13 protein-coding genes are annotated in these 13,238 nt (G+C 43.8%); 6 read left to right on the forward strand and 7 right to left on the reverse strand.

The window, feature by feature from the left end; all coding sequences use genetic code 11:
* The first annotated feature begins 70 nt into the window (after positions 1-70).
* Positions 71-574, forward strand: a complete 504-nt coding sequence (locus ACXACN_RS18680; RefSeq protein ID WP_474966482.1) for a GNAT family N-acetyltransferase — start codon at positions 71-73, stop codon at positions 572-574.
* Between the two features lie 16 nt (positions 575-590).
* Here the strand turns inward: ACXACN_RS18680 and ACXACN_RS18685 are convergent, their stop codons facing one another.
* From ACXACN_RS18685 to ACXACN_RS18705, 5 genes are all read right to left on the reverse strand, one after another.
* Positions 591-1,580 carry a Gfo/Idh/MocA family protein gene (locus ACXACN_RS18685; RefSeq protein ID WP_474966484.1) on the reverse strand — a complete coding sequence of 330 codons (990 nt, stop codon included), beginning with the start codon at positions 1,578-1,580 and terminating at the stop codon, positions 591-593.
* Between the two features lie 15 nt (positions 1,581-1,595).
* Positions 1,596-2,414 carry an STAS domain-containing protein gene (locus ACXACN_RS18690; RefSeq protein ID WP_474966486.1) on the reverse strand — a complete coding sequence of 273 codons (819 nt, stop codon included), beginning with the start codon at positions 2,412-2,414 and terminating at the stop codon, positions 1,596-1,598.
* Between the two features lie 255 nt (positions 2,415-2,669).
* Positions 2,670-3,422 (reverse strand): VCBS repeat-containing protein, encoded by a 753-nt coding sequence (locus ACXACN_RS18695; RefSeq protein ID WP_474966488.1) that lies wholly within the window; start codon positions 3,420-3,422, stop codon positions 2,670-2,672.
* Positions 3,423-3,521: 99 nt separating this feature from the next.
* Positions 3,522-3,977, reverse strand: a complete 456-nt coding sequence (locus tag ACXACN_RS18700) for a hypothetical protein (RefSeq protein ID WP_474966490.1) — start codon at positions 3,975-3,977, stop codon at positions 3,522-3,524.
* A gap of 230 nt (positions 3,978-4,207) precedes the next feature.
* Positions 4,208-5,056: a DUF1206 domain-containing protein gene (locus tag ACXACN_RS18705; RefSeq protein WP_474966492.1), complete on the reverse strand. Its 849-nt coding sequence runs from the start codon at positions 5,054-5,056 to the stop codon at positions 4,208-4,210.
* 116 nt (positions 5,057-5,172) lie between these two features.
* Between ACXACN_RS18705 and ACXACN_RS18710 the strand changes: the two genes are divergently transcribed.
* Positions 5,173-5,403 (forward strand): excisionase family DNA-binding protein, encoded by a 231-nt coding sequence (locus ACXACN_RS18710; RefSeq protein ID WP_474966494.1) that lies wholly within the window; start codon positions 5,173-5,175, stop codon positions 5,401-5,403.
* A 100-nt stretch (positions 5,404-5,503) separates the two neighbouring features.
* Here the strand turns inward: ACXACN_RS18710 and ACXACN_RS18715 are convergent, their stop codons facing one another.
* Complete coding sequence (locus ACXACN_RS18715) at positions 5,504-5,884, reverse strand: RidA family protein (protein WP_474966495.1); 381 nt, start codon at positions 5,882-5,884, stop codon at positions 5,504-5,506.
* Between the two features lie 273 nt (positions 5,885-6,157).
* On the opposite strand from ACXACN_RS18715, the gene ACXACN_RS18720 reads away from it, so the two are divergent.
* From ACXACN_RS18720 to ACXACN_RS18730, 3 genes are all read left to right on the forward strand, one after another.
* Entirely contained in the window at positions 6,158-6,325 is a 168-nt protein-coding gene (locus ACXACN_RS18720; protein ID WP_474966497.1) for a Spo0E family sporulation regulatory protein-aspartic acid phosphatase, read from the forward strand.
* A gap of 399 nt (positions 6,326-6,724) precedes the next feature.
* Complete coding sequence (locus ACXACN_RS18725) at positions 6,725-8,170, forward strand: carbon starvation CstA family protein (RefSeq protein WP_474966499.1); 1,446 nt, start codon at positions 6,725-6,727, stop codon at positions 8,168-8,170.
* 885 nt (positions 8,171-9,055) lie between these two features.
* Entirely contained in the window at positions 9,056-10,000 is a 945-nt protein-coding gene (locus ACXACN_RS18730; protein WP_474966501.1) for an ATP-grasp domain-containing protein, read from the forward strand.
* A gap of 36 nt (positions 10,001-10,036) precedes the next feature.
* On the opposite strand, the gene ACXACN_RS18735 is transcribed toward ACXACN_RS18730, so the two are convergent.
* A complete protein-coding gene (locus tag ACXACN_RS18735; protein WP_474966503.1) occupies positions 10,037-11,095 on the reverse strand; it encodes an NAD(P)/FAD-dependent oxidoreductase in 1,059 nt (352 codons plus the stop codon).
* Between the two features lie 1,043 nt (positions 11,096-12,138).
* Here ACXACN_RS18735 and ACXACN_RS18740 point away from each other — a divergent pair.
* Positions 12,139-13,206: a C45 family autoproteolytic acyltransferase/hydolase gene (locus tag ACXACN_RS18740; protein WP_474966505.1), complete on the forward strand. Its 1,068-nt coding sequence runs from the start codon at positions 12,139-12,141 to the stop codon at positions 13,204-13,206.
* The last annotated feature ends 32 nt before the right edge of the window (positions 13,207-13,238 follow it).

Consider the following 13,238-nt stretch of genomic DNA (forward strand, 5'->3'; position numbering starts at 1 on the left):
GACAGTACCAGGTGATTGGCCTGGTACTGATTTTTTAATCAAGGATCATTCTTAACGAGGAGATTGATTTATGGAAGTTTCCATCGAGGAGATCAACAGCAGCCATGTTACGGTGTTGCATGAATGGGAAATGGACGAAAAATTACAAGTTCAAACAGGAGTAGATGTCCCGCGTACATACGAGCAATTTTATAAAGCGTATCAAGCCTACTTTAAGGGGGAAAAACCGAATTTATTCATGAAAGCTGTCATTCTGGATGGTCGCTTAATCGGGAAGGTGGAATTGTTCAGGACACCAGAAAAAGATTTTATCGGAATGGTGATCGCTGAAAACAGGAATTGTGGGGTAGGAACGGAGGCGCTGCATTTATTCCTTGAAGAGGTCCATGCCCAATTTGGTATGAAGAACATTTTTGCCGAAGTATATGAGGATAACCCGGGGAGCTTACGCTTTTTTGAAAAGAACGGTTTTGTGCCCACAGGAGAAGTTACAGAAGAATGGTTCAGAGGAAAGTCAAGATCATTGGTTACATTGAAAAAAGAGCTAAATAACGCCTGTCCATCACGACTATGATGGACAGGCGATTTTATTATATCGTCATTCGTTTTTCGTGTTTGTGAGAAAGGGCGGCTGCTTCGTTGACGGCGGTCAACTGAAGAGCATCTTCTTTTTTGATGTTCGGTTTTTCTTGATTGAGGATATCTTGTATCCATTGTTCCAACGGAGAATGGAAGGCTGAAGGAAGTTCGGGTGACGTCCATTCGTCCATGCCGTGAGTGCTGCTTTTGACCCGCACTTCTTCCCCTTCAACTAAAAGTGTCCCATCCGTCCCGTAAATTTCGAGCTGAAAAGGGCTGCCAGATGAAACAAAACTGGATTCCAATACGGCAAGAATACCAGAATCATATTCTACCGTAGCGACAGAGTGGTCATCTACGCCTCGGCCCATGAGCGAGTGCAGACGGGCGGATACGGCCATTGGTTTTCCAGCCAGTCGGTTTGCTAAATAAATGGGGTGGGCACCGAGGTCGATCAACGTCCCGCCTCCACATTGGTCGTTGTCAAAAAAACGCTCAGGGAGCCAGCCATTTGGCTGATTCTCGTTAGGGACGGCTCCATTATGAGCCACACGGCAGCGAATCATATTTACGGTTCCGAGTACTCCTTCATCGATGACTTCTTGAGCATATCGATAATAACGAGAAGTCAATCTAGGTAAAGAAATCATAAATTTCACACCTGCATTCTCCATGCTGGAGAAAATCTCATCATCGTCCTTGCTGCTGAAAGAGAGGACTTTCTCTGTGAAAATATGTTTTCCATGGTTGGCAGCTGCCAAGATGACATCCTTGTGGAGGTTTGTAGGAGACGTAACGATGACGCCATCGATATCCGGATCTGAAAGTACTCGTTCGAGTTGGTCATCAAAAGGGACCTCGAGTTCTTCCGCCCACAATTTCCCCCGCTCTATGTCTTCATCCCAAACTTTCGAGATGTGAATATTGGGATTCTCAATAGCTTCCCGTGCATAGTCAACGGCATGCACATGCCACTTGCTTAATAACGCAACACGAATCATTTGTCCAGCTCCTTATTATTTTTCATTGATAGTAATCAGTGCCTGCTTTAGGTCGTTGAAAGTCTCCAGTTCTTCAAAATTCATTTCAGATTGAATGGCTGCAATGGCCATCTCTGTACGAATTCCGGTCAGAACGGTTCTTGTGCCCAGCAGCTTAATGGTTTTTGTTAAGTTGAACAGATCATTGATGAAGACCTCATTGAACGTAGCGATTCCTGAAAAATCAATGAATAAAAGCCTCAATCCGTGCTCTTTGACTTTATGTAACGTGTGATCTTTGACTACATCGAAACGTTCCGTTGTAAATTCTCCGACCAGTGGAAGAACGGCCTGAAACTCATCGATGAGTACGACAGGAGTGGAGACAGCGTTCAAATGATTCTCCATTTCTTCATGTTCTCTTTCTTTCGTCCGGTTGTAACTGTCAGTCGTTGCTCGAATGGCTGCGTCAAATGCTGCCACAACTTCTTCAGCCACAACGAAGCCTTCCTCGATATCGGCCTCCTGGATCAAGTTAGACTTTCTCATATGCTTCATAAGAGAAAGGCGGAATACGCTTAACACATCGACCGTCTGTTTTAATAAGACTCCTTTAGAATAGAGGTAATTTTCGGTGTCGTAACCGATGGCAGCGGCATTTATTTCATCAGGATGCTGCAAGAGGCTTTTACCTACACGGTCAAGAAGTAGACGAAGCATTTCGAAATGATAATTCAAATCTTGATCCGTGTAGTTGATTTGCAACTTATCCAAGGTTTTTGGAAGTAACTCGTTCACTAATGTTGTTTGGTTTTCTTCAAAGTATTCTGCTAAACGTTCATTTAAGCGATCCATAACTTACCCCTTCCATTAACGTTAGTTCTTCTTATACCCTATTTTATCTTAGTATAACGATTAATGGAAAAATTTCATTCAACTTCATGGGGTTCGCAAAAAATGGAGCATGATTAGGATCAAAACTATGTAGTGAAGGCCCTTGTTAGTGTACCTGGAACCATAACATACGAATAAGATACCAGGTACACAGAGAAAACGCTTGGTACCAGGTACCTCTAAAGATAAGCAGCACTAAAGAAAAGGCATACCATTTTAATCGTTTGTACTCATTCCTAAGACAGCCACATATTGATTATCAAAATAGGGGACAAATCCATGGCTCTCCTTCCAGGTCAGAGGGGTTTGCACCAAACCTAATCCATCAGCATTATACTGACCGATGATCCGTTGAAAGGCGAACAATTCATAAATCCCGTCACCGTCAAAGTCGATGGGGTAGAGGGTATTCAAACCAGATACAGAACCTTGCAGGGGTGCTTTCAATGTCCCGTCCTCACGATAAATATCTGCCAGGTATTCTGAGTCTCGGTTGCTGAGGTCGATCATGAAAGAAAGTCCGAGTGTTTTGTTTATCACTTCCACTTTATACTGATTTTGATAGGTGACTTCATAATCATAGGCTGCATCGAACGTTTCGTAATTGAAAAGGATCTGCGCTTGGTTGTTTAAAAAGGAATACAAATAGTAATAGCCATAACCACCGCTACCACCGGAATCCACGCTGATCAAGATGTCATCAACGCCGTCACCTGTGAAATCGCCGAGGAAAAGGCGTGGTTGATATCCCATGTTTGTTTTCAATGGAATACTGTAGAAGGGGTTCGTCTTTCCATCCTGAATGACCAGGGTGATGTTCACGATGTACGGACTGTCCGTCGTTTTTTCGCCGACTAGAAACACTTGATCTTCTATAAAGTCCCCGTTAACATCCCCTTTGGCATAGGAGAGGATATTCGAAGTTGCTGAAGGCTTTTGCTGCCTGTAGTAATAGGGGTATGTGTACATAAAGAACGCCACCTTTTTTCCATACCATATGCAGGATCGAGGTGGCGTGACAGTCATGTACCTAATAAAAAAAGAGCCGTATGAACGGCTCCTGGTACATTAAAGGCGGCTGAAGCCTTCTTGCTCAAGGAAGTTGACGGCTTCTTCATAGGAATTGAACGTACCTTCCAGTTGTTCTTCTGCATACACATTGAATCCATCATCTTCGCGCATTAGGACAAGAGCCTGGTCGTTGTCGTTCAGCCATTCTTCCATAACGGGATTTTTTTCCGCAGGAGAGAGGGACAAGGATTCGATTGAGTCCTGGACTAGTGTACGAAGTTCATCGGCACCCATTTCCTTAATGTTGACCATCCCTTTGTCGTCCGTAGGATAGCCTTCTATTTCACCTGCATATACAAAACCGTTGCCATTCGGGTGGAGACGGTAAACGACGATCTTTTTATCATACAGGCTTTCTTCATAATGGAAGTTCACTCTTCCAAGGGAAATCTCTTTCTTTTCAAGTTCAGGAAATTCTTCAATGATGTTCAGTTTTTCTTCAAATGTCAGCATAGGATCCTCCAGAGGTGTGTTTTGTAGACCTAGTATAGCACAAGCAAGCAACAGAACGCCTTGTTGCTTTTTAAGCAGGATCGTGGTATATTAATTGAGCGATGAGCTGTTTGTGTAAGACGAAGTACATGCTTTCTTATAAAGCTAAACGACGAATGTGGTCGTCGGTATATTCGCGACAAAAATCGAAAGCCTTTCCTCACCAGAGGAAAGGCTTTTTTCTATGGTTATTATTCTTTACCGAAATTCATCCGTGTGTACCGCCCACGTACGATTTGATAGACACCATACAAGATCAACCCAATGGCGGCAACACTTAGTAATATTTGTCCGTATGGTTGCTGAGCAATTTCAGAGAGTGCTCCGTCCAGACCTTTCGCTTCATCAGGGTTTGCGGTCAAGGCAGTCTGAATAAAAAAGAAACCGATGAGCCCGAGCACGATCCCTCTTGCGGTTAACCCGAATTTACCGGACTTTTCTGCTACATTTCTTTTATGACGGTCCATTTCTCCTGTATTCATCTTTTTCATAAAGCGACCTGTACTACCGTGATACAGTTCATAAATGCCGTAGCCAATGATGATGGCGCCAACAATTCCGACAAGCCATTGACCAAAAGGTTGGGACAAGAGTTTAGCTGATAGTGTCTGCTCTGAATTTCCACTGCTGGATCCCGCATGGACCGCTATTTTCATAGCATTGTACGCTAAGGAACCATAAATAATAGCACCTACAATGTAACCGATCCTAGTAATCAATCCTTTTCCATCTGTTCCTTTATTGTGAGGATCCAGGATGGCCTTAATCAAAAGCCAGGAGATATATCCGATTAAACCAATGCCAATAATCCATAGTAAGATTTCTCCAAACGCCACCCCGGCAAGGGAACGGAACATTCCTGTCGTGCCTGTAGTTTTTCCGCCGACCCCGAGAGCGGCCATCAACGTCAATACTCCTATAAGAGCATACACACCCCCTTTGGCCATGAAGCCGATCCTTCCGAACCTTCGCACCCATGGTTTGATTTCTTCGCTTGTTTCTGAGCGTTTGTTTTTGTTTGTTGTCATCGTAGTAGCCATGTGAAATCCCTCTCATTCGCTGGAATAGTTTCTTACATATTTCCCGCGTCTTTAGAAAAAGAAACTTTCAGTTCAAAAGAAATGATACAATGGAAAAGAAAGAAAGGTGACGGATCATGTACTTAACAGTTGCTGAAACAGCGGAATATCTTGAGCTTCCTGAAGACTACATTAGGCATTTAATCTTGAATCATAAAATTAAGGCTATACATGACGGTGAGCAATATCTGATTAACAAAAATCAATTCCACAACCATCTGGAACAGATGGAAAATTACAAAAAAATGATTCAAGAATATCTCAGTGAACCTCTCCCAGAGGACCCGGATGTTAAAGATGAAGATTAAAAAAACAATAAAAAAGAAGCAGAACTCTTTTTAGCTCTGCTTCTTTTCACGTCAAGGTGACAGAAAATCAATGTGATTTCCGAATGTTGTAAATGTGGGGTTAATCTCTCGTTGCAATGGCTTCTATTTCCACTTTTGCCCCTTTAGGTAGCTTACTAACTTCGACAGCTGCGCGAGCGGGATAAGGCTCGCTCAAATAACTAGCGTATATTTCATTCACTACTGAAAAATCATCCATAGAACTAAGGTAAATGTTCATTTTCACTACATTCTTGAATGTGAGTTCCCCCTCTTCAAGGATTGCACCAATGTTTTTCATTACTTGATCTGTCTGTTCTTTAATATCATGAGAAACAAATTCCATCGTCACTGGATCCAGAGGGATTTGCCCGGAAATGAAAACGATCTTTCCAAGATCTGTGGCCTGAGAATATGGGCCGATCGCACTCGGTGCTTGATTCGTTGAAATAGCTTTGAACATGACTACCACTCCTTTATGTACGCTTTCACTCATCCTATCACGTTTATTGAAATAGAGAAACTGAATGATTACCCGGGAAATATCGACAATATATCTAAGAATTATGTGAAAATAATAGGTAATTATGGAAAAAGTTTACTTCGTGAGAGTTTTGTCCGATATAATAGGTGTAGGTTGTGTATATAGGTGTTTATAACTGTCAATAGAATTATTTCAAGATCATTGTTTAGAGTAATATATATAGGGTAAGGAAAGAGTGAAGGAGCTGAAAAAATGCCTTATAAAGAACGGTTAGAAAAACAAATAGAAGAATTAAGAACCCGGATGTATGAAATTTATAATAATAACCCAACAGATGAGGAACTTCTGAAAATTTCTCAAGAGCTTGATGACTTGTTAAATCGTTTTAGTAAAGAAAGACGATACCAATATTCCAAATAAATGAAGATGGTAAGAGTACATAGGGAAAATATGTATTTGAATCCCTCAAGATGCTATGGTATCTTTAAATCAATGCCATCCTTGCAAACGATACGACTGCGGGAAACTTAACCATTTCTATAGGATGGCAGGTTATATAAAAAACTTGGACCTTCTGTGATTTCTGCAGAAGTTTTTTTTTATGTCTAAATTTTGTTGGCCTATTAAGTGGTGCCAGGCACCACTTTTTTGTAAAAAGGTTCCAGACTTAGTGAGGGGACCATGGAATATTTCGATATGGAATCGCTTTATTTTAAAGAAAAAAAAGATAAAAAAATAAATTTTCAGAAAACGGGTTGTGAATCGACAAAATCATCGCTAGAATACTCTTTACATTCAATTTTGAAAGGAGGCTCAGCGATGGTCACGTTTATCGCATCTATTGTTTTACTTGTCGTCGGATATGTTATCTATTCAAAGGTGGTTGAACGAATTTTTGTGATCAATGATCAAAAGGATACACCGGCCTATGAAAAGAACGATGGTTTTGACTTCGTGCCGATGAGCTGGTGGAAAGCGAGTTTGATCCAACTATTAAATATCGCTGGGCTTGGACCTATATTCGGAGCCGTTTTGGGAGCATTGTATGGTCCAGTGGCCTTTATCTGGATCGTTGTGGGCTCCATTTTTGCAGGAGCTGTTCATGATTACTTCTCAGGTATGCTTTCCCTTCGTCATGGAGGAGCTCAATACCCGACACTTGTAGGAAAATACTTAGGCCGTCCTGCACGGTCCGTGATCAATCTTTTATCCATTGGGCTTATGGTCTTAGTAGCCGCAGCCTTTACTGCTGGCCCGGCTCAATTGATGGCGGAAATCACGCCTCTAGGGTTTATAACATCTGTTCTCATTATTTTTTCATATTTTCTCATTGCGACTTTTCTACCCATTAACAAAATTATTGGAAGAGTGTACCCGATTTTCGGTGCAATTCTAATCTTTATGGCGGTCTCAATTGGCGTAGGGATGTTCTTCTTTGACCACCCGATTCCAAATTTGACAGTCAGCAACCTACATCCGGATGAACTGCCGATCTGGCCGATGTTGATGGTAACCATTTCATGTGGAGCTATCTCTGGGTTCCACAGTACTCAAAGCCCAATCCTTGCTCGTACATTGAAAAAAGAGAGCGAAGGAAGAAAAGTATTCTACGGCGCAATGATCGCCGAAGGAATCATTGCCTTAATCTGGGCAGCTGCCGGCATGACATTCTTCGGTAGTACGGGCGGTCTGCAAACAGCACTTGCAGAAGGCGGGCCCGCTGGAGTCATTAACGAAATCAGCAGTACGACTCTTGGGACGCTGGGAGGCATCCTGGCCGTTCTTGGTGTTATTATCCTTCCAATTACTACGGGAGATACAGCGTTGCGATCTTCCCGTATGATGCTTGTTGATTTTGCGCGTCAGGTTAGTAAAAGGAAGTTCGAAGGCAAATGGACGCCTTTGCTATTTGCGATCCCTGTTGCAGTTCCTACGTTCCTGTTGACTCAAATGGATTACAGCTTTTTGTGGAGATATGTAGGGTGGTCCAACCAAGTCGTTGCAACAGTCATGCTTTGGACAGGTGCTATGTACTTGTTGAAGAATCAAAAATTCCACTGGATCTGCAGTGTTCCAGCGTTGTTCATGACAGCTGTGGTTGCCACTTATATTTTCTACGCACCTGAAGGATTCGGTTTGGAGTATTCCACATCCATGATCTTAGGTTCCATCATTTGGCTAGTCGTAGTGACATGGTTCGTATGGCAAGTAATTAAACAGAAAGTCGGGAAAGAAGATACTGTTATCACATCAAAAGCAGGATAATCCAGAAAGCCGCTTAGCCCCCATGGGCAAGCGGCTTTCAGTTTTATTTCTTGTTAAACATAATGGCAGGATTGTGGAAGACTTGATTTCGAGACTTTTGTTGAGTGGATGGGGGCTGCGGGGAATGACTCGCTTTCCGCGGGAGCGCGGTGAGCCTCCTCGGACTGCGTCCTGTGGGGTCTCACCCTGCACTTTTGTTCTCGTAGATATCCGGTTCCGGCGCCAAGCGGCTAGTGAGACTTCCCTCGCTTCTGTACGATAAGTCAACATCGAATCACTCCGTTCTTCGTGTTTCCTTTATCTCCGCCAGCTCAGTCCAGTCCATACGCCGCTGACCAAGGCGCCTCCACACTTAAGATAGGAGTCTCGCCATTCCCCTCCGCCCCTTTGCCATGGAAGACTCTCGAAATCACTTCTGAACAATCAGCTTGAATGACTGAGGAGATTGAGGAAAGTGGATCATATAACCTCTCCACAAGCAGGTATTCAGAATCTATAAGCTTGATACAGAGCGCTTTATGCCTGCCTTAGGAGGGGAAGTGGGAGGAGACACTCCCTCTAGGTAAAGGGGTTCGTTTCTCCTTACTATGAAAGGGGTGGTTGGGAAGCTGCGAGACTCCCGCGGGAATGGATTGGCTGGCGAGACCCCACAGGACGAAGTCCGAGGAGGCTTGCCGTCATCCCCGCAGGAAAGCGAGTTGCTTCCCAGCCACCCCTGACGCTCAACCAGGCAACGACCCCCGGGAACATCTCGAAACGGAGTCTTCCACAATCGGGAGCGTTAGAGGGAGAGGGAATTTGCTGATAATGAGCTTATTCCTAGTAACCTTATCGGTTTTTTATGATATGATAAGTAACAAGAAGAAATGGAAAGGAGTCGGTTCGATGAGCAAAATTTATATCCTCCATGAAAATGACGAATGGACCGATCATTTGACAGAACGTTTAGAAGAGCTCGACTTGCCATATGAGCTTTGGCATTTAGATCAAGGAACGCTTGATTTGACCAGTGAGCCCCCGGAAGGGATTTTTTATAACCGCATCAGTGCTTCCTCTCATACAAGGAATCACCGTTATGCACCTGAATTTACTGAAGCAGTCCTTGCTTGGCTCGAACGTCACGACCGCACCATAGTAAATGGCAGCCGTGCATTAAGGCTAGAAGTCAGCAAGGTCAATCAATATATGGCATTAAATCAATCTGGCATTCAAACCCCGAAAACAATCACGGCTGTAGGAAAAGAGAACATACTAGAGGCTGCCCGGCAGTTGGACATGGAATCGTTCATAACGAAGCACAACCGTGCTGGAAAAGGTCAGGGAGTCCAGCTCTTTCATTCTACGGAAGCGTTGCGGGAATATTTAGATAGTGAATCTTTTGAAGAACCCGTCGATGGAATCACATTGATTCAACAATATATTGAAGCTCCAGAGCCATATATTGTTCGGCATGAGTTTGTCGGAGGGAAGTTTGTTTATGGGGTGAAAGTCGACACGTCTGAAGGTTTTGAACTGTGCCCGGCGGATGCATGCTCGATCGAAGATTTGTATTGCCCGACGGATGCAGAACCCCAAACGCCTAAAGCAAAGTTTGAAGTACTTGAAAATTACCGCCCATCTATCGTTGATGATTATGAAAAGTTCTTACAGGAAAATAATATTGATGTTGCTGGTATTGAAGCCATTCAGGATAAAGAAGGTCGCATGTACACCTATGATGTGAACACGAATACAAACTATAATTCTGATGCAGAATCAAAAGCAGGAACTTATGGAATGCTTGAGCTGGCGAAATACCTTGGTGGCCTTTTAGAAAAGGCACACGTATAACAAAAAGATCGATCACATGGATGTGATCGATCTTTTTTAGTGGCGCTTGCTTAACCAGAGAACCCCTGATTTGGCAAGGCGAGGTAGGACCCCTGTCATCGGTTTTTGAAGCATATTGCCAAATCCATCATTTTTCCCAAGAGAACCGAGGGCACCTTTTAGCTTGACCTCAGATGGTCGTTCAGGTACGCGGCCTTTGAGGACAGCATTTAGTACATCGGCAACTTTCTCTCCTTGTTGGCCGGCAAGCTGGGCACTAGGGGAGTGTTCAGATGCTGCACAATCACCTACAACATAGACATTTTGATGAGTCGGCACTTGGTAAAAATCATTGATGATGACTTTTTCCTGGTCATCCTTTTCAAAAGGAAGCTCTCTCACAAGAAAGTTCGGACGAACCCCTGCGGTCCAAACAGTCACATCGTTCAAATAGCAAACGCCATTGTTACAAACGCCATCTTTTTCGACATATTCGACGTTCGCCCCGTGGATGACTTCAACGTCATTATCCTTAAACCATTTCTCCACATAATCTTGAATCTTAGAATCAAAGGCTTTTAATACCGTATCGCCACGATCCAAGAGGCGAATGTTTAAATCAGGCCTGCTTTCCCGGACTTCTGAAGCGACCTCAATTCCACTAAGTCCAGCTCCGACAACGGTCACCTTCCCATAGGCTCCAAGGTTGTTAATTGCAAAGCCTGCACTTCTTGCTTTTGAGAATGTCTGCACACTTTCCGTGAATTCTCGTGCTCCCTCGATGCCATGATAGTTATCTTCACAGCCAAGGCCGATTAATAGATAATCGTAAGAAATACTTTTTTCTCCACCTTTGATAATAATGGTTTCATTTTCTGTGTCGATTTTCTCCACTTCGTCAAACACATAAGTGACTTGCTCGTGCTTCGGGAAGTCGACGCGTGCATGGCGGTCAGACTCCGTGCCTGCTGCTATCGTGTAAAATTCAGTTTTTAATGAATGGTATGGATTCCTGTCGACGACAGTAATATGTACATCTTCCTGGATTTGATCGAGCAATCCATGCAATGTGTTCATACCACCGTAGCCGCCCCCCAAAATAACGACTTCTTTCATCTTTGTTCCACCACCTTTTTCTTGATCCCTTATCGAAAACGCTTTCTGATTGTTACAACTTTTAGAGTACCAAAATTACTAGGGAAAAACTAGAATGATTAAGCAAATTCTCTCATCTTTCCTTATTATTCGATTCCCTATCCAAAAATATTTAAAAGTCTAAATACGCACATCCTTAACAATTTCTTTCACATAAGCTCTTTATTCTTGAAGACTCAGTATCGAGATGTTCCCGGGGTTCGTTGCTTGGTTGAGCGTCAGGGGTGGCTGGGAAGCTACTCGTCTAGCTCCATCGCCCAGACACTCGCGTCATAAGCAGAACAGCAAAGGAATGAAAAGCACATTCCGTTGCTGTTCTGCTTATGCCAGTCGTGTCTCCCAGGACGATTCCGCATTTGAACACTTTCCTGTGGGGGAGCGCCGAGCTTCCTCGGACTACGTCCTGCTGGATCTCGCCTGTCTCCTTCTCCCGCGGGAGTCTCGCAGCTTCCCAGCCACCCCATTCGATCATGTGAAAAACGAACCCCTTTACCATGAAGGAGCACCATCCACCATCACTATCTATAGCGAGATAGCGCCCTTTAACAAGCAGTTATGAGCTCTATTATACGATGGAGATTTATATTATAGCTCCCAATACGTATAGGAAGAACCTAATTCTGTAAGTGGTATCGAGACACATATATGGCAAAGGGGCGGAGGGGAATGGCGAGACTCCTATCTTAAGTGTGGAGGCGCCTTGGTCAGGGGCGTATGGACTGGACTGAGCTGGCGGAGATAAAGGAAACACGAAGAACGTAGTGATTCGATGTTGACTTATCGTACAGAAGCGAGGGAAGTCTCACTAGCCGCTAGGCGCTGGAACCGGATATCGAAGAGGAAGAGAGTGCTTGGTGAGACCCCACAGGTCGAAGTCCGACATCCACTCAAAAACCATCTCGAAATCGAGTCTCTCGCTATCCTAGAATTATGTTAAGGGATAGTTCAATTTTGATGTGGAATCTGGTACATTGAGGGCAGGACTGGATAGAAAGGAAACGATGATGAAAAAAATACATAGCGATCTTTTACAATTCAGAGGCACGCATTATGATTTTGGGTTTTATCAAGGAAAGCTGCTGAAAGATTCGTGGACAGTGAAAAATCGAGAGAAGCAATGGCGCGTCAGGAAACCCCGTTTCATTGTTGAAGAACAGGAAGTAAAGGACGCCATTACACGCTTCGCACCAGGGGTATGGGACGAGCTTCTGGGGTTGAGGGATGCTTTGGAATGGTCGATGGAAAAAGTGATGATGGAATTTGGCGGATACCGCATCGACTATAAACGGAGTGGATGTTCAATCATGACTGGAGACGGCTATTTCATTCGTAATTATGATTACATGCCGAAGACGTATGAAGGGCGGTACAGTCTGTTTCAACCAACGGATCAAGGCTACAGTATCATAGGGCCGACTCAACGCATTACCGGACGGATGGATGGCATGAATGAAAAAGGTCTTGTGATGGGCTATAATTTCATGCATCGGAAACGTCCAGGGGATGGGTTTATCTGCTGTATGATTGGACGTATGGTCCTTGAGTCCTGTGCAAATGTAACTGAAGCTGTTCAAATGCTGCGTGAGATTCCTCATCGCCATTCATTCAGTTACACAGTTTTCGATAAAAGCAATGTGACGTATGTAGTGGAAGCTTCTCCACGTGGAGTGGAGGTAAGAGAAGCGGACGTTTGTACGAATCATTTTGAGATTTTGAAAAAGGAAAACCGAAATCACCTTGTGGATTCTATGAAGCGTATGGATGCCATTCAATCGAATCGAAACCACATCAAGGGCGCCTATGACGCTTTCCGATTGATGAATGATACCGACCGTGGCGTGTTCTCGAAGCTCTACAGCAACTGGGCTGGGACGATTCATACTTCTGGATACTTGCCAAAAGAAAGCAAAGCCTGGTTTGCTTTAGGCGGGGATCAGGAACCAGTGGAGTTTGATTTCTCTGATTGGGTGAATGGGGCGTCTGTAGATAAAGAAAAGATTGACGGGGAAGTAGATACCGATATTCCTTTTGCTCATATGGAAGACGGCGCTTATTGGAGTGGGAAGCGATGACAAAGCCACAAGGCGTTGCATTTACAAGAATA

This window comes from Halobacillus sp. AWM4_238, assembly GCF_056158265.1.

Bases quoted from the DNA above. Each gene is read 5' to 3' on its own strand.
- ACXACN_RS18715 (WP_474966495.1), bottom strand. From the start codon at position 5,884: ATGTTCAAAGCTATTTCAACGAATCAAGCACCGAGTGCGATCGGCCCA.
- ACXACN_RS18690 (WP_474966486.1), bottom strand. From the start codon at position 2,414: ATGGATCGCTTAAATGAACGTTTAGCAGAATACTTTGAAGAAAACCAA.
- ACXACN_RS18740 (WP_474966505.1), top strand. From the start codon at position 12,139: ATGAAAAAAATACATAGCGATCTTTTACAATTCAGAGGCACGCATTAT.
- ACXACN_RS18700 (WP_474966490.1), bottom strand. From the start codon at position 3,977: ATGCTGACATTTGAAGAAAAACTGAACATCATTGAAGAATTTCCTGAA.
- ACXACN_RS18710 (WP_474966494.1), top strand. From the start codon at position 5,173: ATGTACTTAACAGTTGCTGAAACAGCGGAATATCTTGAGCTTCCTGAA.
- ACXACN_RS18705 (WP_474966492.1), bottom strand. From the start codon at position 5,056: ATGGCTACTACGATGACAACAAACAAAAACAAACGCTCAGAAACAAGC.
- ACXACN_RS18720 (WP_474966497.1), top strand. From the start codon at position 6,158: ATGCCTTATAAAGAACGGTTAGAAAAACAAATAGAAGAATTAAGAACC.
- ACXACN_RS18695 (WP_474966488.1), bottom strand. From the start codon at position 3,422: ATGTACACATACCCCTATTACTACAGGCAGCAAAAGCCTTCAGCAACT.
- ACXACN_RS18680 (WP_474966482.1), top strand. From the start codon at position 71: ATGGAAGTTTCCATCGAGGAGATCAACAGCAGCCATGTTACGGTGTTG.
- ACXACN_RS18685 (WP_474966484.1), bottom strand. From the start codon at position 1,580: ATGATTCGTGTTGCGTTATTAAGCAAGTGGCATGTGCATGCCGTTGAC.
- ACXACN_RS18730 (WP_474966501.1), top strand. From the start codon at position 9,056: ATGAGCAAAATTTATATCCTCCATGAAAATGACGAATGGACCGATCAT.
- ACXACN_RS18725 (WP_474966499.1), top strand. From the start codon at position 6,725: ATGGTCACGTTTATCGCATCTATTGTTTTACTTGTCGTCGGATATGTT.
- ACXACN_RS18735 (WP_474966503.1), bottom strand. From the start codon at position 11,095: ATGAAAGAAGTCGTTATTTTGGGGGGCGGCTACGGTGGTATGAACACA.